This window comes from Methylobacterium sp. WL9 (assembly GCF_008040035.1).
Classification (GTDB): domain Bacteria; phylum Pseudomonadota; class Alphaproteobacteria; order Rhizobiales; family Beijerinckiaceae; genus Methylobacterium; species Methylobacterium thuringiense.
Genome location: NZ_VRVE01000005.1, coordinates 82,915 through 102,667, shown reverse-complemented (window position 1 = coordinate 102,667; position 19,753 = coordinate 82,915). Strand labels below are relative to the sequence as shown.

16 protein-coding genes and 1 pseudogene are annotated in these 19,753 nt (G+C 66.3%); 10 read left to right on the top strand and 7 right to left on the bottom strand.

All coding sequences use genetic code 11. The features are described 5' to 3' along the window. The first annotated feature begins 56 nt into the window (after positions 1-56). The 4 genes from FV217_RS03740 to FV217_RS03725 all read left to right on the top strand — a co-directional run bounded on the left by FV217_RS03740 (position 57) and on the right by FV217_RS03725 (position 3,700). Complete coding sequence (locus FV217_RS03740; protein WP_147814428.1) at positions 57-1,190, top strand: transglycosylase SLT domain-containing protein; 1,134 nt, start codon at positions 57-59, stop codon at positions 1,188-1,190. A gap of 198 nt (positions 1,191-1,388) precedes the next feature. Next, on the top strand, positions 1,389-1,898 hold the full coding sequence (locus tag FV217_RS03735; RefSeq protein ID WP_147814426.1) for a response regulator: 510 nt from the start codon (positions 1,389-1,391) through the stop codon (positions 1,896-1,898). 191 nt (positions 1,899-2,089) lie between these two features. Beyond that, a complete protein-coding gene (locus tag FV217_RS03730; RefSeq protein ID WP_147814424.1) occupies positions 2,090-2,911 on the top strand; it encodes a transglutaminase family protein in 822 nt (273 codons plus the stop codon). 114 nt (positions 2,912-3,025) lie between these two features. Next, positions 3,026-3,700, top strand: coding sequence for a L,D-transpeptidase (locus FV217_RS03725; RefSeq protein WP_147814422.1), 675 nt, complete (start codon positions 3,026-3,028; stop codon positions 3,698-3,700). A 195-nt stretch (positions 3,701-3,895) separates the two neighbouring features. Here FV217_RS03725 and FV217_RS03720 read toward each other — a convergent pair whose 3' ends face one another. Next, a complete protein-coding gene (locus tag FV217_RS03720) occupies positions 3,896-4,225 on the bottom strand; it encodes a hypothetical protein (RefSeq protein ID WP_147814420.1) in 330 nt (109 codons plus the stop codon). Between the two features lie 218 nt (positions 4,226-4,443). Further along, a complete protein-coding gene (locus FV217_RS03715) occupies positions 4,444-4,932 on the bottom strand; it encodes a phasin (RefSeq protein WP_147814418.1) in 489 nt (162 codons plus the stop codon). 215 nt (positions 4,933-5,147) lie between these two features. On the opposite strand from FV217_RS03715, the gene FV217_RS03710 reads away from it, so the two are divergent. The 4 genes from FV217_RS03710 to FV217_RS03695 all read left to right on the top strand — a co-directional run bounded on the left by FV217_RS03710 (position 5,148) and on the right by FV217_RS03695 (position 12,232). Continuing rightward, a complete protein-coding gene (locus FV217_RS03710) occupies positions 5,148-7,850 on the top strand; it encodes a PAS domain-containing sensor histidine kinase (protein WP_147814416.1) in 2,703 nt (900 codons plus the stop codon). A 201-nt stretch (positions 7,851-8,051) separates the two neighbouring features. Continuing rightward, entirely contained in the window at positions 8,052-10,001 is a 1,950-nt protein-coding gene (gene acs, locus FV217_RS03705) for an acetate--CoA ligase (protein WP_147814414.1), read from the top strand. A gap of 162 nt (positions 10,002-10,163) precedes the next feature. Beyond that, positions 10,164-10,535, top strand: a complete 372-nt coding sequence (locus tag FV217_RS03700; protein WP_147814412.1) for a DUF485 domain-containing protein — start codon at positions 10,164-10,166, stop codon at positions 10,533-10,535. Beyond that, positions 10,532-12,232 (top strand): cation acetate symporter, encoded by a 1,701-nt coding sequence (locus FV217_RS03695; RefSeq protein WP_147814410.1) that lies wholly within the window; start codon positions 10,532-10,534, stop codon positions 12,230-12,232. Before FV217_RS03700 ends, FV217_RS03695 begins: the two co-directional genes overlap by 4 nt. Before the next feature lie 259 nt (positions 12,233-12,491). Here FV217_RS03695 and FV217_RS03690 read toward each other — a convergent pair whose 3' ends face one another. The 4 genes from FV217_RS03690 to FV217_RS03675 form a co-directional block, all read right to left on the bottom strand. Then, positions 12,492-13,283, bottom strand: a complete 792-nt coding sequence (locus FV217_RS03690; protein WP_187272417.1) for a glycosyltransferase family 2 protein — start codon at positions 13,281-13,283, stop codon at positions 12,492-12,494. Positions 13,284-13,407: 124 nt separating this feature from the next. Beyond that, entirely contained in the window at positions 13,408-15,006 is a 1,599-nt protein-coding gene (purH, locus tag FV217_RS03685; protein ID WP_147814406.1) for a bifunctional phosphoribosylaminoimidazolecarboxamide formyltransferase/IMP cyclohydrolase, read from the bottom strand. Between the two features lie 97 nt (positions 15,007-15,103). After that, positions 15,104-16,840 carry a heparinase II/III family protein gene (locus FV217_RS03680; protein WP_147814404.1) on the bottom strand — a complete coding sequence of 579 codons (1,737 nt, stop codon included), beginning with the start codon at positions 16,838-16,840 and terminating at the stop codon, positions 15,104-15,106. Between the two features lie 146 nt (positions 16,841-16,986). After that, complete coding sequence (locus tag FV217_RS03675) at positions 16,987-18,363, bottom strand: RsmB/NOP family class I SAM-dependent RNA methyltransferase (RefSeq protein ID WP_147814402.1); 1,377 nt, start codon at positions 18,361-18,363, stop codon at positions 16,987-16,989. A gap of 82 nt (positions 18,364-18,445) precedes the next feature. Here FV217_RS03675 and FV217_RS03670 point away from each other — a divergent pair, with 82 nt between their 5' ends. Together FV217_RS03670 and FV217_RS23745 are read left to right on the top strand one after the other, a co-directional pair. After that, the gene (locus tag FV217_RS03670) at positions 18,446-18,700 is read left to right on the top strand and encodes a DUF1674 domain-containing protein (protein WP_238230411.1); all 255 of its coding nucleotides are present in this window, start codon (positions 18,446-18,448) and stop codon (positions 18,698-18,700) included. Between the two features lie 66 nt (positions 18,701-18,766). Then, positions 18,767-19,039 (top strand): annotated as a pseudogene (locus FV217_RS23745) (cupin domain-containing protein); the annotation flags it as partial. Between the two features lie 103 nt (positions 19,040-19,142). Here the strand turns inward: FV217_RS23745 and FV217_RS03665 are convergent. Continuing rightward, positions 19,143-19,658, bottom strand: coding sequence for a L,D-transpeptidase (locus FV217_RS03665; RefSeq protein ID WP_147814400.1), 516 nt, complete (start codon positions 19,656-19,658; stop codon positions 19,143-19,145). Positions 19,659-19,753 lie beyond the last annotated feature (95 nt).

Sequence of the window (19,753 nt, the reverse complement as noted above, 5' to 3'; positions counted from 1 at the left end):
ACTCGGGGCATCGACAGGCCGTGAACAGCGGCGATTCAGGGGATAAGCGACCGAACATGCAGGGCCGCACGAACCGCTCGCAGACCACGACCTCCGCCCGCCGCTTCGGCGCCGGCGCTCGGCACGACGTCATCGCCCTGTCCAACGAAGTCGGCCGCAACCACGGCAGCCGTACCGCGCTCGTCCGTTCGATCCTCTCGATGACCCTGGTCGCGGGCGGCCTCAGCGCCGTTCTGCTCAATGCCGGCACCGATCTCGGCCGCGCCGAGGCATCGACCAAGGTCGTCAGCGACCTCGCGATGCCGAAGCCCCGCGTGCAAGCCCTGGTGCCCGAGGCGCCCCAGCCGCAGATCAGCCTGACGGCGGCATCGAGCTTCGCCGCGGTCCACGATCTCGACACCGAGCTCGGCGGCAACAGCGTCGACCGTGTCTCCTACGACTTCCTGCTCTCGCAGACCGCGACCGGCGACCCGAACGACATCCTCGAATTCGGCCCGATGAAGATCCGCCGGCACATCGTGCAGACGATCGTGAAGGCGGCCCAGGCCGTACAGACAGATCCTGTGCTGCTGATGGCGGTGGCCGACAAGGAGTCGAGCTTCATCACGGCCGTTCAAGCCAAGACCTCTTCGGCCACGGGCCTGTTCCAGTTCATCGAACGTACGTGGCTGGGTGTGGTACGCGATTTCGGGCCGCAATACGGGCTTGCTCAGGAAGCGGCGCTGATCACGGCGGACGGTAACGACCGTCCCGTCATCACCAATGCGGCCGATCGCGTCCGCGTCCTCGAAATGCGGCGCGATCCTTACCTGTCCGCGCTGATGGCCGGCGAGATGCTGAAGCGCGACGCCGCCCGCATCTCCCAGACCATCGGCCGCGATCTCTCCCTCGGCGAGGTCTACCTCGCCCACTTCCTCGGCCCCAACGACGCGGAGAACTTCCTCTCGAAGGTCGTCGACAAGCCCGGCTCGGCCGCAGCCGCCCTGCTGCCCGGCCCGGCCCGCGCCAACCGCTCGATCTTCTTCGGGGCCGCCTCCGGCCGCGGCCGCCGTGCCAAGAAGGCGCCGAGCCTGTCCGTGGCGCAGGTCCACGAAAAGTTCGAGGCGATGATGAGCACCCGCGGCGACCGCTACCGCGACGTCACCTCGGTCGCCGGCGTCATGGCCTATGTCGACGCGGCGAGCCAGTAGTTTCGGGACGCTTTTCGCGCCCGAAAAGGCCAAGCCGACGCAACTGACCAGCAGCTGTCGACATTCATACCAAAGTGGTTGCGCGCGTCGCAGCTGCGTGGTTTGGGGAATCGCGTGCGAAAGCCGAATTCAGAACCGCTCGACGGATCGCGCGCGAAGGCCGGCCGGGGTGGCACGTTCGATCCGCTCTTGCCGGGCATGCCTCTCGACCAGATCGGACAGGCCCTCGCCTCGGCTTACGACGCCCTCGTCTCGGAAGGCGTCCCCGAGCATCTTGCCGCACTCGTTCGCCGGGTGAAGCACACCGACCTCGACGTGCCCCGCAAGGCTGCGCGGCTGGCGCTCGTGGTCGAAGACGACCCGGACGTTCGCGATCTGGCTGAGGCACTGCTCGAAGAGACCGAGTTGTCGGTCGTCGGCTGCGACAGCGCCGAACAGGCCCTGGCAGTGCTGCGCAGATGCGGTGGAGACGTGGCTCTGGTCTTCGCCGATATCCGCCTCGCTGGTCAGATGGACGGAATCCAGCTCGCAAATGCCGTCGCGACCCTCTGGCCCAAGGCGCGCCTCGTGGTCACCTCCGGTGTCGCGCCGGAACGCTGCGACGAAATACCCGAACGGGCCGTTTTCATCGCAAAGCCATGGCGGGCCTTCGATGTTCTCGTCGAAGCGGGTCGGGCATCGGACGAGCCGCCTCCGGCGGTCGCCTGACGACGGCTCTCCCGAAACAAGGCCCGCACTTTGCAGGGCACGTCCTGCGTCGCCTGACGAGCATTGGCCAAGCCTCACGGGCCAAAGCCGGCCGAGTCAGGACCGTGCCTTCGTCGTCTCTCAGATGACGGATCAGTACACCGGCGCGGCGGCTTGCGTCGCCGGATCCCATCTCGGAAAGCATGCGGCAAATGAAAATCAGGACCGGGTTCGAAATCACCTTTGAGTCTGTACAGCCAACTCCGATGATCCTGATGCTCAACGTGCATCCATCCCGCATCCCCGATCTGGTCACGCCCGAAATCTTGACCTTCGACCCGCCGACGTCCGTCCGGGTCTATCGCGACGATTTCGACAACGTCTGCACCCGCATCGTCGCGCCGCCGGGCCGGGTCACCGTCTCCACCGATTTTCTCATCCATGACTCCGGTGAGGCGGATGTGGTCGCGCCGGACGCGCGTCAACACGACGTGCAGGACCTGCCCGACGACATTCTCATCTACTTGCTCGGCAGCCGATACTGCGACACCGACAAGTTGTCGGCGATTGCCTGGGCGCTGTTCGGAGCGAAAAAGCCCGGCTGGGCGCGCGTGCAGGCCATCGTCGACTACGTGCATGAGCGCATCCGCTTCGACTATCAACGGGCCGACGCGACCCGGACCGCCTTCGACGGCCACGAAGGCGGAGAGGGGGTCTGCCGCGACTTCGCGCATCTCGCGGTGGCGCTCTGCCGCTGCATGAACATCCCGGCGCGCTACTGTACTGGCTACCTCGGCGATATCTGCATTCCGCCGGTGCCGGACCCGATGGATTTCTCGGCGTGGTTCGAGGTCTATCTCGACGGCCGCTGGTACACTTTCGATGCCCGCCACAACACGCCGCGCGTCGGACGCATCCTGATGGCCCGGGGACGCGATGCCGCCGACTGCGCGATCTCGACGAATTTCGGTGCCCAGCAGCTCGTCCGCTTCGATGTCCATACAGACGAAGTGATCGAAGAAACCGCCGGTTAGGGTTCGTGCGGCGACGCACGATGCGGTGCTGCAAAATCGTCCAACAGGAGTGGAACCGTACGGCTAAGGTCACGCTTATACAGTCAAGATACATGCACAGGTAGGCATCCCACCATGAAGACCCTGGCCACTGCCCTCGCCGGCGTCATCGGCGTCTGTGTTCTTGCTGCCTCGCCCGCGATGTCTGCGCCGTACGATCCGTTCGGCACGAACGACGCGGATGAGTACTACGCAGGCCAGACCTATTCCCGCGCCGGCGCCCAGCAATACGACCCCTATGCCGGCCAGTACGGTGCGTCCGCCGGCTACGGCCAGGGTGCGCAGGCTGCACCGCAGGCACAGGTTGCCCCGATCCCGCGCGAGATGGTCCGGTTCGATCCGAGCTACACCCCCGGCACGATGGTGGTTTCGACCTCCGAGCGGCGGTTGTATTTCGTGACGGCGCGTGGCGAAGCCATCCGCTACGGCGTCGGCGTCGGCCGTCCCGGCTTCGAATGGTCGGGTACGAAGAAGATCGTCGCGAAGAAGGAATGGCCGTCGTGGGTGCCGCCGCAGGCGATGCTCCAGCGCCGTCCCGACCTGCCGCGCTACATGGCCGGCGGCGTCGAGAACCCGCTGGGCGCTCGCGCGATGTATATCGGCGGCACCGAGTATCGCATCCACGGCTCGAACGAGCCGGATACGATCGGCCAGGCCGTTTCCTCGGGCTGCATCCGGATGACCAACGACGATGTCACCGACCTGTACGAGCGCGTCCGCGTCGGCGCGAAGGTCGTCGTCCTGAACTGAGAGATCCGACTGGTATCCCCTTCGCCCGTAAGAAAAGCCCGCGCCGGTTCTCCGGCGCGGGCTTTTTCGTTGAATGCGGCTCGAGAGCAGACTGCGAAAAGATGGCAACGGTTTTTCGCGCCAAGCCTGCCCTAAACTTTCGAATCGATCACGTTTTCTGCGTTTTGATCGATTCGATCTAAAACACAGCCTGATCTAAGGAACGACCCTGCCGGCGACCGTGTCGCCGCCGCTGAGCGGCGCCACGGGCGTATCGCAGAAGCAGCGGGCACCGAGCGGGCGCGGACCGGGCAGGGGACAGGAAAACGGCTTCGGCCCGAACATGCCGGGCTGGATCGCGTCGCAGTTCAGACCGCTGACGCGGCGCGGCGGAGGCCGGCGCTCCTCGTAGCGATACTCGTAGCCGCCGCGGCGCGGAGGCGGGCCGTCATAACCGTCGTCGAAATACTGGGCGCTGGCACCTTGTGACCCGACCGCGCCGAGAAGGATCGCGGCCACGATGCTGAAGCGATAGACGGGACGCATGGAATCGACCTCTCTCGATGACGGGGTGCCGTCTCGAAATGCGGAACGGCAGGGGCCTCGCTAAGAGGGCGGATCGTTCGAAAAAAGGCGAAGCGCCGGGACAGCGGCCCCCAGCCGCATCAAAAAAATCGGCCCCCTCGCGAGAGAGAGCCGATCGTTCCGTTGGGCATGAAGGCCGCGCTCCCGAGAGCGAAACCTCGTTCGTATCTAAGCTGGGCTCAGACGCCGGACTTCTTCTCGGTCGCCTTGGCGGCGGCATCCTTGGCCGCAGCGGCACTTTGATCGAAGGCCTGACGGGCTTCGTTGGTGCCCTGCTGGACCGCGGTCTTCGCGTTCTCGGCACCCTGCTGGAGCGCACTCTGCGCGAGGCCACCGAACTCCTTGGCCTGAGCCTGGATGTTGGCGAACTGCGATCGCACGAACTCGGCCTGATGCTGCATGGCCTCCTGGACATCCTTGGACCGCACGAGCTTCTGCGCGAGATCGAACGCGGCGTTCACGTTCTGCTCGGCGAACTCGAAGCTGCGCGACGACAGGGTCGTCGAGTTGGTGCGGGCCAGTTCGGCGGAGCCCTGGACCGTATCCGCGGTCCGGCGCGCAGCACCGAGGAACGAGTCGAACGCCTTGCGGGCCTGATCGACGCTCTTCTCGGCGAAGTCGCGCATCTCGGCGGGAACTTCGTAATTCGGGTTCTGGGGGTTGCTCATTCTTGTAGCCCTTCCTGTTGCCCAACGTTTCATCATTGTGCGGTGCACAATAACATATAGTTCATACGACGCCAGCCCCTTCCTGCGACGGCCAGCCGCCTGTTAGGGTTAAGCGTTGATTAACGTGTGTCAGATCGCCTTCATGTCTATGACGGGGCCTCCGGAAGTTCCAGACTGGAGCCCAATCCAACTCATGGCGCACAATTAGGCTGTTGATGTCCGACCGCGCAACGCAGGCCGACATCGGCGACGCGACGCTCGCCGCAGACGTCGCGCGCTGGTCGACCGATCCCGTTATCGCCCCCGTCTTCGCGACACGCGAGGGAATCGTTGTCGTCCTCGACGCGCTTAGCGAACACGTGATCCACGCGACCGATAGCGCTGCTGGCCTGCGGACTGCGATCACAGACGAGGCGGGTGGCCTCGGGCAGCGTCTCGCCGAGCAGATCCGATCCGCGAGTCCGTCGGAGCGCGGTGTGCGCTTGGTCAGGATCCGCTTCGATACGCGTGGTATCGCGCGGCCCACCGCCTGCCTGCTCGGGCGGGCAAGAAGCGGCACCGACGAGACCGTACTCCTGCTCGCGCCCACCGAGCCTCTGCCTGCGCTGCGCCGACCCGGAATCCGCCCGCAGGTCGATCCGATACGCGAGCCGGTCTCGGAGCCGATCACCGACGCGCCTCCGGTCTCGGGCGGCCGGTTCACTTGGCGCAGCGACGAGGCCGGGCTTCTCACACAGGTCACCGGCATCGCGACCGATCTCGCCACTTACCTCGTCGGACGGTCGTGGGAGGCGCTCTCCGAGAGCGATGCGGGGCCAAGCCTCGGCGCGGCGCTCGGTGCGCGGCGGACGTTCCGAGCCCTACCGCTTCGTCTCCGGCCGCCGGGAGCTGATCGGGTGATCGCCATCGACCTGTCCGGTGCGCCCTCGGGCCGTCCGGCGCAGCCTTTCGCTGGCTTTTCGGGCTTCGGCGTGGTTCGCGAGATACGGGCGCTCGACCGACAGACCGTAGTCGAGCCGGCCGCGCCGGCAGACATGCTAGCCGACGTGCAAACCACCGCGGCGTCGGAGCGCATGGCTATAGCCGTCGACTCGGTCCTGCCAGCGGAAGCCGGCGATCGGGGCGAGGCATTGGCAGCCTTCGTCGAAACTTCGGAGCAGCACGCCTCCCCACACGAATCCGCGCCGGAGCCGGCCGATACACCGGACGCAACCCTCGATGTCGCCGACGTGGCCGTCACGACCGGCAATCACGCGGACGCGCCTGGGCCGGACTCCGGAGACGTTACGGAACCGACCACGGGCGCCGACCTCTCGACGAACGAGCATGCGGCGTTCCGCGAGATCGCACGCGCCCTCGGGGCCCGCTTCGCCGGGGACGATGCGCCGCTACCCTCCGACTCCATCCCAGATCCCGAGCGCCGTGGCGCGGTGATGGCATTCCCGGTGAGTGCGGCGCGCAACACGAGCGCGGCGATCGAAGCGGCGATCGTGTCCGCCCTGGACCGCCTGCCCGCAGGGGTTCTCGTCCACCGCGACGCCGAGACCCTCTATGTCAACCGCCGCTTCCTCGAATTGACCGACTATCCGGATCGCGCGGCGTTGGATGCGGCGGACACCCTCACGCACCTGCTCGGTCGGCTCCCGGCGCCGGACGATGGTGTCGCACCCGATGCGCCGGTGTCGCTGACCACTGGTGGGGGCGCCCTGCTCGCCGTCATCGTCGAGCGCTCCAGGGTCGATTGGGACGGCGGACCGGCCGAACTGCTTCTGGTCCGCGCGGCCGCCCAGGCCGATCAGGCGCGCGAGCAGATCGCGCGCGCCCTCGCCGAGGCGCGCGACAACACTCGCGAGCGCGATGCCCAGGACCTTCTCGACCATATCGCGGAAGGTGTCGCGACACTCGACGAGAGCGGCCGGATCCTGACCCTGAACGGCAGCGCCACGGCGATCCTGGCGAGCGATGCCCGGGAGGTCGTCGGAGGCGCGCTCGCCGACCTGTTTGCGCCCTGCAGTCAGCCCACCGTCGCGACCGGCCTGCGCGAGGCACGGGAGCGCGGCGCCAGCGAGCCGTGCGAGGCCACTCCGCGCACGGGTACCGCACCATTGCGGATGCGGATCGTGCAGCTCTCCGCGGCGAACAGCGCGCGGTTCTGCGTCACGCTACGCGAGCGGGACGCGGAACCGCTTCCTGTCCCGCGCCGCGTCGAACCCGAAAACGGACGCCGAGCCGATTTCCTCTCCCAGGTCCGCCATGAAATTCGTACGCCGCTGACCGAAATGCTGGCGCATGCCGACGCGGCCCTCGCTGAAGAGCACGGGCCGCTCGGGAGCGAACGCTACCGCGAGGATCTGCGCGAGATCCATAAGTCGGCAGAGCACCTGCTCGGCGTCGTCGACGACCTCGTCGATATCGCCCGGATCGAGGCCGGCCGCGGCGAGCTCACCTTCACCGACATCGCGCTGAATGAGGTCGTGTCGGGCTGCATCGCGCTGATGCAGCCGCAGGCTGCACGCGACCGGATCGTGGTCCGCACCAGCCTGTCGCCGGACCTCAGGCCTCTCGTCGCCGACGAGCGCTCCATGCGTCAGGCGACCCTGAACGTCATCGCCAACGCGATCCGGCTCACGGAGGCCGGCGGTCAGGTCATCGTCTCGACGACGACCGCCGAGCGCGGGGAGATCGCTTTCCGGGTGCGCGATACCGGCGTCGGCATGACGCCTGAGGAGATCGAGCGCGCGCTCGCTCCCTTCAGCCGCAGCGAAGTGGCGGGCGGGCGCAACGGCACGGGACTGGGGCTGACGCTGACGAAGGCGCTCGTCGAGGCCAATCGCGGCCGCTTCCTGATCACCAGCCGCAAGAACGAGGGCACCCTCGTCGAAATGCTGTTTCCGCCGCCGCAGGCCCTGAGCGCCTGAGACCGCTCGAGACGATCCCGATCGTCGGGACGACCGGGATGGCGCAGTAGGCATTTCTCGGATGGGCGGCAAAAGTCGTACTTAATTCTACATTCTTGGTGCTTGCCGCGCCGTTTCGGCGATGCAACTACATACAGGTTGGAAGCCCCGGCTGCGCGGACCGTCGCGATACGATCGGGCACCTCACAGGGAAGAACCGGCATGACTGAACGGGTCGTCGACGTGCAGGACGCATGGCGCGAGCGCGGGCTCGTGGACGATGCGAAGTACCGGGAGATGTACGAGGCGTCCGTGTCGGACCCCGAGACCTTCTGGGGCGAGCACGGCAAGCGCATCGACTGGATGACGCCGTTCACGAAGGTCAAGGACACCAGCTTCGCGCCCGACAACGTCTCGATCAAGTGGTTCGAGGACGGCAAGACCAACGTCGCCCACAACTGCATCGACCGTCACCTCGAGACGCGCGGCGATCAGGTCGCGATCATCTGGGAAGGCGACGACCCGAACGACGACAAGCACATCACCTACAAGGAACTGCACGGCGAGGTCTGCCGCTGGGCCAACGTCCTCAAGAACCGCGGCGTCGAGAAGGGCTCGCGGGTCATCCTCTATCTGCCGATGATTCCGGAAGCCGCCTACGCGATGCTCGCCTGCGCCCGGCTCGGCGCGATCCACGCCATCGTCTTCGGCGGCTTCTCGCCGGATTCGCTCGCCAGCCGCATCAAGGGCTGCGAGGCCAAGCTCGTGATCACGGCCGACGAGGGTCTTCGTGGCGGGCGGAAGGTGCCGCTCAAGGCCAATGTCGACGAGGCGATCAAGCGTCTCGACGATGCTTCGGTCGATCACGTCGTCGTCGTGCGCCGCACCGGCGGCAACGTGACGATGGAGGCGGGCCGCGACGTCTATTACGACGAGGCCGCCAAGGAAGTCACCGACGACTGCCCGGCCGTGCCGGTCGAGGCCGAGCACCCGCTCTTCATCCTCTACACCTCGGGTTCGACCGGCCAGCCGAAGGGCGTGGTCCACACCACCGGCGGCTATCTCGTCTACGCCGCGATGACGCATGAATACGTTTTCGATTACCACGAGGGCGACGTCTACTGGTGCACGGCCGACGTCGGCTGGGTCACCGGGCACAGCTACATCGTCTACGGCCCGCTCGCGAACGGCGCGACGACGCTGATGTTCGAGGGTATCCCGACCTACCCGACGAACGGCCGCTTCTGGGAGGTCGTCGACAAGCATAAGGTCAACATCTTCTACACCGCGCCGACGGCGATCCGCTCGCTCATGGGCGGCGGCGAGGCCCCGGTGAAGAAGACCTCGCGCAAGTCCTTGCGCGTGCTCGGCTCCGTCGGCGAGCCGATCAACCCGGAAGCCTGGGAGTGGTACTACAAGGTCGTGGGCGACGAGCGCTGCTCCATCGTCGACACTTGGTGGCAGACAGAGACCGGCGGCATCCTGATCACGCCGCTACCCGGCGCGACGAAGCTCAAGCCCGGCTCGGCGACGCGTCCGTTCTTCGGCGTGCAACCGGTGATGGTCGATGCCGAGGGCAAGGAACTCGACGGCAAGTGCGAGGGCAACCTCTGCATCAAGGATTCGTGGCCGGGCCAGATGCGCACCGTGTACGGCGACCACGAGCGCTTCGAGCAGACCTACTTCGCGACCTACAAAAACCTCTACTTCACCGGCGACGGCGCCCGGCGCGACGAGGACGGCTATTACTGGATCACCGGCCGCGTCGACGACGTCATCAACGTCTCCGGCCACCGCATGGGCACGGCCGAGGTCGAATCCTCGCTGGTCGCCCACAAGAAGGTCTCGGAGGCCGCGGTCGTCGGCTACCCGCACAACGTCAAGGGACAGGGCATCTACGCCTACGTCACCCTCAACGAGGGTGAAGAAGGCGACGACGCGCTCCGCAAGGAACTGGTCGCCTGGGTCCGCAAGGACATTGGCCCGATCGCCTCGCCGGACCTGATCCAGTTCTCGCCAGGGCTGCCCAAGACCCGCTCGGGAAAGATCATGCGCCGCATCCTGCGCAAGATCGCCGAAGACGACTTCGGCTCGCTCGGCGATACCTCGACACTCGCCGAACCGGCTGTCGTCGAGGACCTGATCGAGAACCGGCAGAATCGGGCCAAGTAAAGTTCTGGATTGTCGATGGATTAAACTCGACGTGCGCCCGGGGCGGGCGTACGACTTTCGCGTCAATGACGGCGCGGAACGCCGATAACCGCCCGTCACAGCACAACAAAATACCGACCACCGGCACGCAGTGCGTCGACCGGGCAGGCGGGAGGGAATTTCATGAGCACAGTACAGACGGCGGGACGCGCCGCACCACCCGGAGCCGATGCTCTGGCGACAGTCGAGCTTCCCGATGCCCGATTGGATCGGGTCTCGAGCAACCCGATCTTTCAGACCCTGGTCCGTGAGCGTACACGCTTCGGACTGATCCTGACCTTCGCGATGCTGGTCGTCTATTACGGCTTCATCGGACTCATCGCGTTCGACAAGCCGCTGCTCGCCACCAAGGTCGCCGGCACAGCGTCTCTCGGTCTGCTGCTCGGCGTCGGTGTCATCGTCTTCGCGTTCGTTCTGACGGGTATCTACGTGGTGCGCGCCAACACGCGCTTCGACTCCCTGGCTGCCGATCTGACCCGGAGCCTCGCCCGATGAGCCGTTCGCATACCCTCGGCGGGCTCGCCGCCATCGGCGTTCTCGGCATCGCCGCGACGGCGGCCTATGCCGCCGGACCCGATCTCGGCAACGTCACGAAATCGGCCACTAACTGGCCGGCGATCGGCATGTTCGCCTTCTTCGTGCTGTTCACCCTCGGTATCACCTACAAGGCCGCAAAGGGGACGAAGTCGGCCTCCGACTTCTACGCCGCCGGCGGCGGCATCTCGGCCGGCACCAACTCCCTGGCGATCGCGGGCGACTACATGTCCGCCGCGTCGTTCCTCGGCATTTCCGGTCTCGTCTATACGTCGGGGTTCGACGGGCTGATCTACTCCACCGGCTTCCTTGTCGGATGGCCGATCGTGCTGTTCCTGATCGCAGAGCGGCTGCGCAACCTCGGCAAGTTCACCTTCGCCGACGTCGCATCCTTCCGGCTCGATCAGACCTCGATCCGCATCATCTCGGCAACCGGCACGCTCGTCGTCGTGGCCTTCTACCTGATTGCCCAGATGGTCGGCGCGGGCAAATTGATCCAGCTCCTGTTCGGGCTGCCCTACCTCTACGCGGTGGTGATCGTCGGTGCTCTGATGATCATCTACGTCGCCTTCGGCGGCATGAAGGCGACGACCTGGGTGCAGGTGATCAAGGCCTGCCTGCTGCTCGGCGGTGCGACGTTCATGGCCGGCGCCGTGCTGTACCTGTACGATTTCAGTCTTGAGAAGCTCTTCGCCGCATCGGTCCAAACTCACCCGAAGGGCGATGCGATCATGGGACCGGGCGCCCTCGTCACCAATCCGATCGACTCGATCTCGCTCGGCGTCGGCCTGATGTTCGGTACGGCCGGCCTGCCGCATATCCTGATGCGGTTCTTCACGGTTTCGGACGCGCAAGCCGCGCGCAAGTCGGTGTTCTACGCCACCGGCCTGATCGGCTACTTCTACATCCTCACCTTCATCATCGGCTTCGGCGGCATCGCGCTTCTGATGTCGGACGCGAGCTACTTCAAGCTCGGGGCGGACGGCACGACCTACGACAAGCTCAAGGACATGGTCGGCGGCACCAACATGGTCGCCGTCAATCTCGCCAACGCCGTCGGTGGCCCATACTTCCTCGGCTTCATCTCGGCGGTGGCCTTCGCGACCATCCTCGCGGTTGTGGCGGGGCTGACCCTGGCCGGCGCCTCTGCGGTGAGCCACGATCTCTACGCCATGGTCATCGCTCGCGGGCGCACGACCGAGGCGGCCGAGGTCCGGCTGTCCAAGATCGCGGCGGTCGGGATCGGCATCGTGGCGATCGTCCTCGGCTACATCTTCGAGAACCAGAACGTCGCCTTCATGGTCGGGCTCGCCTTCTCGGTGGCGGCAAGCTGCAACTTCCCCGTCCTGCTGATGTCGATTCTCTGGCGCGACACGACGACCTGGGGGGCTCTGCTTGGCGGTCTCGTCGGGCTGGTCGCTGCGGTGACGATGGTGGTGTTGTCGGACGCGGTCTGGGTGAAGACCTTCGGCCATCCTGTAGCACTGTTCCCCTATGCCAATCCGGCGCTGTTCTCGATGCCGCTGGCCTTCCTGACGATCTACGTCGTGTCGAAGCTCGACAACACGAAGCGCGCCCAACGCGAGCGGGCCGCCTTCGAAGCGCAGTTCGTACGCTCGGAGACGGGAATCGGTGCGAGCGGCGCACACGCTCATTGAACGATGAAGATTCGACTGGCGACATCCAAGAGGCGCAGCGAAAGCTGCGCCTCTTTTCGTCGTGAAGCCGTGTCCGAGCGGGGCGTAGGCATCCGATCGAATGCCCCCGACCCAGGGGTCCGATCAGCACGGCGGAGACAATGCCGTGCGTCTTCATGCTTCACTTGAAAGGGGACTTGGCGACGACTGAAAACGGTAGCCGAGCTCGCGCGGACTGTTTCCAGCGCCTGCAGAAACTACGATGGCTATGCCGGTTGGATTATCGGAGCAGGCTCTTGAGACGAGAAATCTCATCTTTCGTCTCATACAGGAACCTGAAAATCGTCTGCTCCAAGCATTCGTTTCGATCGTGGTCTACGAACATTTGAAAAGCACGCGTGGCGTATGGAGCATCGATCGGATGATCGGCTAGACCTTTCAGTCTTTTGATAAAAAACTCCGATTGTGATTTGCAGAAATAGTGATTGATCTGCATGTGTCCATAGACAGGCGAAGCGGTAACCTGCTCCCGCGGGGTGGCAAATTCACTATTGTCCGAAAGTGCGACGTTATTTGATTTCATATAATGATTATGGACGAAGATCGACTCAGCGGCGTTGGGCCTGAATATGGATTTCACATTGTTGTTTGCCGAAAAATCAGGTCCGCTCGCACGATGAAAGCGCTCCATGCACAATTGGCCGTTCGGCTCACGGTGACCCGCGGAGCCGAAAATACGCCAATTGCATAAGACCGCATCTCTATTTCGAAACGAATCGGCCAAGATCGATGCGACATTATTGGAGGTAAGTGGGACAACGAACTCGTCTGCGTCGATCGTCGCCAGCCATTCGGTTTCGTGGCCGAAATACGCCAGAGTATGATGATAGGCGCTGACTTGTGGATTATCGGGACTTGACGACCGCGGCCAATCGATGACGCAACAGATGCCTTTGGCCGTTAGCGGACCGAGTAGATCGGAAAGTCGATCGTTGCTGTCGTTATCGTAGATATAAAAGAAGTCGAATCCGACGACCCGATGATAGGCGATCCATTCCAGAATGTAGGCCACCTCATTCTTTGCGATGAGGCAGGCTGAGAGAAAAAACTCTCTCTGTCTAGGGTTTCGGCTTCGATTCCAGCGTTGTGACTGCGCTCGAAACATCGCAAGCCTTGTCGTGTAGGGTGTACGACGATCAGTGCCGGAAGTGGCGGATGCCAGTGAAGACCATCGCCAGCCCGGCCTCGTCGGCGGCGCGGATCACCTCGTCGTCGCGCATCGATCCGCCAGGCTGGATCACGCCCGTCGCGCCGGCTTCGGCTGCCGCGAGCAGGCCGTCAGCGAACGGGAAGAACGCGTCCGAGGCGACGACCGAACCCTTCGCGAGGCTTGCATCCAAACCGAGGCGCTCCGCGGCTTCGGCTGCCTTTCGCGCGGCGGTGATCGAGGAATCGACGCGTGACATCTGGCCGGCGCCGATGCCGACCGTCGCACCGTTTCTGGCATAGACGATGGCGTTCGATTTCACGTGCTTGGCCACCCGATACGCGAAACGCATGTCGGCGAGTTCGGCCGGTGTCGGCTGCCGCCGGGTCACGACCCGCAGGTCCATATCGTCGACGCTGTGGTTGTCTCGCCCCTGCACGAGCAGCCCGCCCGCCAGGGTACGCACCGTCTCGCCCGCAGCCCGCGGATCGGGGAGGGCGCCGGCCAGCAGCAGCCGCAGGTTCTTCTTGGCGCCGACGATCGCCATAGCCTCCTCAGAGGCATCCGGCGCGATGATGACCTCCGTGAAGATCTCGACGATTTTTCTGGCGGCATCGGCGTCGAGCGTACGATTGAGCGCGACGATGCCGCCGAAGGCCGAGGTCGGATCGCAGGCGAGGGCGCGCTCGTAAGCTTCGATCAGGCTCGATGCCTCGGCGACGCCGCAGGGGTTGGCGTGCTTGATGATTGCGACCGCGGACGTGCGCGCGGCGTCGAACTCGGCGACGCATTCATAGGCGGCGTCGGTGTCGTTGAGATTGTTGTAGGAGAGCGCCTTGCCTTGGACCTGTCGTGCCGTGGCAACACCAGGGCGGGCTATGCCGGGCGAGCGGTAGAAGGCCGCCGCCTGGTGCGGGTTCTCGCCGTAGCGGAGGCTCTGACCGAGGCTGCCGCCGAAGGCACGGAAGGCCGGTGCCGCGTCGGCGTCGATCTCGCCAGCGAACCAGTTGGCGATCGCCGCGTCGTACGTGGCGGTCCGCGAAAACGCCTTTTGAGCGAGCCGGCGGCGCGTGGCGGCACCGATACCTCCGTCATGCGTCTTGAGCTCGCCAAGGATGGCGGCATAGTCGGCGACGTCGACCACGACCGTCACGTCGGCGTGATTCTTGGCAGCAGCACGGATCATGGCGGGACCGCCGACGTCGATGTTCTCGACACAGTCGTCGAATGGGCGGCCGGCCGCCAGCGTCGCCTCGAACGGATAGAGGTTGACCACCAGCAGGTCGATCGCCTGCAGGCCGTGCGCGGCGAGCGCCGCCTGATGCTCGGGATTGTCGCGGATGGCGAGCAGCCCGCCATGCACGGCGGGATGAAGCGTCTTGACCCGCCCGTCCATCATCTCGGGAAAGCGGGTCAGTTCCGACACTTCGGTCACCGGCAGCCCGGCCTCGGTCAGCGCCTTGTGCGTTCCGCCGGTGGAGACGAGGGCGATGCCGCGCTTGGACAGGGCGCGGGCGAATTCGATCAGCCCGGTCTTGTCGGAGACAGAGAGGAGGGCGCGGGTGACGGGAGTGGTGTCGCGCGGCATCAGGCGTGGCGTCCGGTCGTCGGCAGATCAGGGATGCCCGCGACTAGCACGGAACCCGCCGGCCGAGCCAGCAGGACCACACGAATGTCCGGAATCGTCAGGCGGACCGTGGCTCCGGCGCGATGCTGGCGTGCGTGAACTGCCAGCGGACCCTGGCGCCCTCGGTGACCGTCAGGTGCAGGACGATCTGCGACGTTCGGCGCGCTCCCGCGACGCCTGCGAAGAACACGCTGTCCTCGATCGCCAGATCGGCACCCTGAGATGAGAAGTGCCAGATGCCTCCGAGCGGCGTGGTCAATACGATCCGGCCGTCGTCCTCTCCCCGCGCGCTGACCGTGGGGTGCAGATGGAAGCGGATGGCGACCTCGCGCGGACGTCCCTTCGTACGACCTTCGCGCCGGAAGGCGTCTTCGCCGTCGAGGCGGTTGCCGTCGAGGGAAAGGTCCCAGCGACGCTCGTGGATCACGCCGAACGGGTGCTGGTAGCCATCGTTGCGCCCGGCGAGGATGGAGCGGTCCGGCTCGTTGCGACGCTCGATCGTCACCAGGCCGGGCCCGCGCAGCACGATCGGCCCCCAGCGCTTCAACAGCCAGCGGGCGATGACCCGCCGCCCCCACCAGCCGTCCTCGCCCGTCAGGAATCGGCACGACGACGTATCGGCGACGCAGGCCGTTGAGTGGGCGGCGGTACTGCGCGAGACGCGCCGTTGCTCGCCGCCGCTGGCCGGCGCCCCGCAATTGACGACGAGCCGCTGCAGGCCGCTCGACATTTCGAAGGACAGGCAGCCGGCGCCCGCGAGCTTCGAGTACGAATGCCGCGGCGGACCGCCCACATCGGCGACGAGCACCAGCCTGCCGCCTTCCAGCCGCTCGTAGCCGGAGAACGGTGCGTGCCGCTGCGTCTCGACCATGGCGCCGTCGTAGATCAGCAGCGTGGTGAGGTGGTCGGCCTCCGTGGTGCCCATGCCGTTGAAGTGGCTGAGCGAGGCATCGCCCTGCCGCATCAGACGCAGCATCGGCAGCATCCGGTCGATTGCTCGCAGCAGCGCCTCGGGCGGCTCGAGGCTGCGGCTGAGGAAGCTCTGGCGGAGCGGCAGCAAGTCGAGCAGCAATTCCACCGCGAAGCGCGCGTTGCGGCTGCGATGGCCGCCATCGGGCAGGATCTGGCGGTCGAGTTCCCGCGACAGTACGCGCGTCGCGCGCCGCAGGATCGGCTGCAGCCCGTCGCAGCAGAGCCCGGCATAGCAGAGCGCCACAGAGGCAAGCAGCCGCGAGGGCCGCTCCGTACCGCGCCGCAACGCGCGCTCCAGATCGCGGGCGCCACGTCCGATCGCCTTGAGGAAAGCCTGGTAGAAGGCGTGATCCGCCCCCTCCAGCACCAACGGAGACTGGCACAGGAACGCGATCAGCCGCCGGGCCGCGATCGGTACCGGACGGGCCAGCGCCGGGTCGCCGCGGTTGGCGAGGAAGTCGGAGACGAAGGCGCGGGCGCTGGCGCGGGCGAGCGCCGTGTCGGCGGCGCGCAGGTGCCGGAGCCAGCCGAAGCCGTAGAGCACCTCGGCCCATTCCGGCGAGGGCGGGTCGTAGTCGAAGGGCGAGCGGCCGCTGACCGAGAGCGAACGTCCGGCGAAGACGAACAGCCCGGAATAGATGTCGTCGGCAAAAGTGGCGTCGCTGGTGCGCAGGTCGTGCGGCGCGATCACCAGCGCCGTCACCCGCGCGCGCGCCAGCAGGTCCGGCGGGGCGGTGACGCGTGCGAACGCACTACGCACCGAGCGCACCGCCTCGCGCACGGCGAGCCGATACAACACCCAGCGCTCATGGCCGCGCGCCACGTCGTACCCTCTCGTTGGTGTGTCCGGACTATCCCGACGGGACGGCGGCGGATGGACCCGCGGTCCATCGGTCAGATTAGCGGTCGCCTCTTAACCGTCCGCTAACGCTGTGTCGCGCGGCGGGATGGCCACAGCGACGACGGCGATCAGCTTTTACGCCGCAGACGGCTCGCGAAGAAGCCGTCGAGTCCGCTCCGCCGCAGACCGGCCTCGCCGCCGGAGGAGAGCGGGAGGTGGCAGGGAAGCGTGCGCAGATCGCCCTGCGGGTCGATCATCTCGATCTGTCCGGCCACCTCGTCCGGCGTGACCGGCACTCGCTCGAACTCCGGGTGATGCTGAAGGAAGCCGGCGATCTGGCGCTCGCCTTCCTCCGGCTCCAGCGAGCAGGAGCAATAGACTAATCGCCCACCCGGTCGAACGAGCGTCGCCGCCTTTTCGAGGAGCCGGCGCTGCAGGCCGGCAAGGCGGGCCACATCGGTCTCGGTCTTGGTCCAGGCGACGTCGGGATGGCGGCGGATCGTGCCGGTTGCCGAGCAGGGCGCGTCGAGAAGCACACCGTCGAATGGTTCGCCCAAATCGAGCGTGATCGCGTCGCCGACGCGGATTTCGGCCGTCAGGCCAAGACGATCGAGATTCTTGCGGAGGCGTTCGAGGCGCACACCGGAACGATCGACGGCAAGCACCGCTGCGCCGGCGGCCGCGAGTTGCGCGGTCTTTCCGCCCGGCGCGGCGCAGAGATCGGCGATGCGCTCGCCGGGCTTGGCCTGCAACAGGCGCGCGGGGAGGGCGGCTGCGGCATCCTGCACCCACCAGGCCCCTTCACCGTAGCCCGGAAGCGACGCCACCGGCGTGTCGACCTCGGCAAGCCGCACGCTGCCGAGCCCGAGCGCGACCCCGCCGAGTGTCGTCGCCCAGGTCTCGGCATCCTCGCGGATGGTGAGATCGACCGCCGCACCGTCGAGATGCGCGGCGGCGATCCGGCGGGCGGCGTCCTCGCCGTAGGCTGCGCGCCAGCGGACGGCGAGCCAGTCCGGCGTGTTCACGTCGAGGGGATCGCCGGCATTGGCGAGGATGGCCTCGCGCTCTCGCGTCACCCTCCGCAGCACGGCGTTCACGAGACCGGCCCGGTAGCGCAGTTCCGGGTCTGCCTTGGCAAGCCGCACGGAGAGGTCGACTGCGGCGTGGTCCGCCACGGCTAGGTCGAGGATCTGAGCCGCGCCGGTGGCGAGCAGGGCGAGGAGGCGCGGGTCGTCCTCGGGCAGCCCCTGGCTCATGCGCTCGGCCAGCACGCCGCGCAGCAAGCCGAATCTCCGAAACGTCGCGGTGGCGATGGCGCGGGCGAGTGCGGCCTCGCCCGGTTCGAGCCCGGCGCCGGCCTGTGCCAGCGCATCCTCCAGCGCGAAGGCCCGTCCCTTGCCGAGAAGCCCCGCGACGGCCTCATGCGCCGTACGCCGGGCCGCGAGGCCGGCGACCGGGCCATCCGGCACGTCGCTGGGAGGGGCCGCGTTGCGGCGTGCCGTCATGAATGCCACTTTCCGGAAAAGAGCGTGCTGCGATGTCCTGCACGACGCAGTCCCATCCGCAGCGACGCGACGCAAGAGAACGATGACAAAGGCCGTCATGCAGAACGACACGACGAATGCACCGACGACACCCGATCAGGCTCCATCCGAGGGCGAGGCGAAACGCGTCATGACGCCCGCGGCGCAGCGTGCGCTTGCCGAGGCAGCCGAACGGCGCGCGGCGATCGACGCCCGCGCCGCCGAAATCGCCGCCAAGCCCGAGACGAGCGGCCGCGGCGGCCTCGAACCCGTCCGCTACACAGACTGGGAGGTGAAGGGCATCGCCGTCGATTTCTGAAAATCGTTGGGACAGGACCGCAACCCGGGTAAATCGCAGAATTCGGCGCTACCGCCTCCCAGGCGCATGCCTACGAGGGTCCACCACGGGACGTCCAGGGTTTCCGGCCGGGGCGTACCGGAGGGTCCGCACCGCGAACTCGCCTTGCCGCAGCCGAGCGCGTGGCTATGCAGATGCGGCGCAACAAACCAGCCACCGACGACAGAGAAGAGCGCTGCCCGGCCCTATGAGACCGTTGGCCACGTGCTTGCCGGGCGCGCGAACCTCGTTCTGGCCGGCGAGACGATCTCTCTCGAGCACGGCGATGCCTGGCTCGTACCGGTAGGCGTGGCACACACCTACCGGATCATCGCGACATTCAGGGCGGTCGAGGCCATCTCTGCGCCAACGCGCCGAGCCGCGAGAGCGCGATCCTCGCGGCTCGCGTCTCCGTTGGTCACGCTCAGCGCACCACCTGGACCTGAGTGCCGACCGAGACACGCTCGAACAGGTCGGCGATGTCTTGGTTGTGCATGCGGATACAGCCATACGATGCGAAGTGACCGATCGATTCCGGCCGGTTGGTGCCGTGGATCGCGTATTGGCCGCCGCGCAGGGTCATGGCGGCGACGCCCATCGGGTTGCTCGCGGTTCCGCCGCGGATCAGGTTCGGCAGGCGCGGGTGGTCACGCTTGACCACAGCGGGCGGCGACCAGTCGGGCTGGTAGTACTTGCCGTCGATCATGGTCTGGCCGGCCCATTGCTTGCCCGGCTTGCCCACCGCCACCGGATAGCGGATGGCCGTGCCGTCGCCGTTGACGAGATAGAGCCGGCGCTCGGAGGTCCGCACCACCAGCGAGCCGGCCATGCCGGCGCCCGCGAACGGCACGATCTCCCGGGCCTGTACCGGCGTAGCCGCAAACAGGCCGGACCACAGCGCGGCGGCCATGCCCGCGCCCAACGCCACTTTACCGAACATCGATTGTCGTCCTCCGAGCGTGTCTTCACGCAGGACCGACGATGCGGGTCTAAGCTTGATGTTTTATGTAATTTTGTTGGTTTACGGAGAAACGA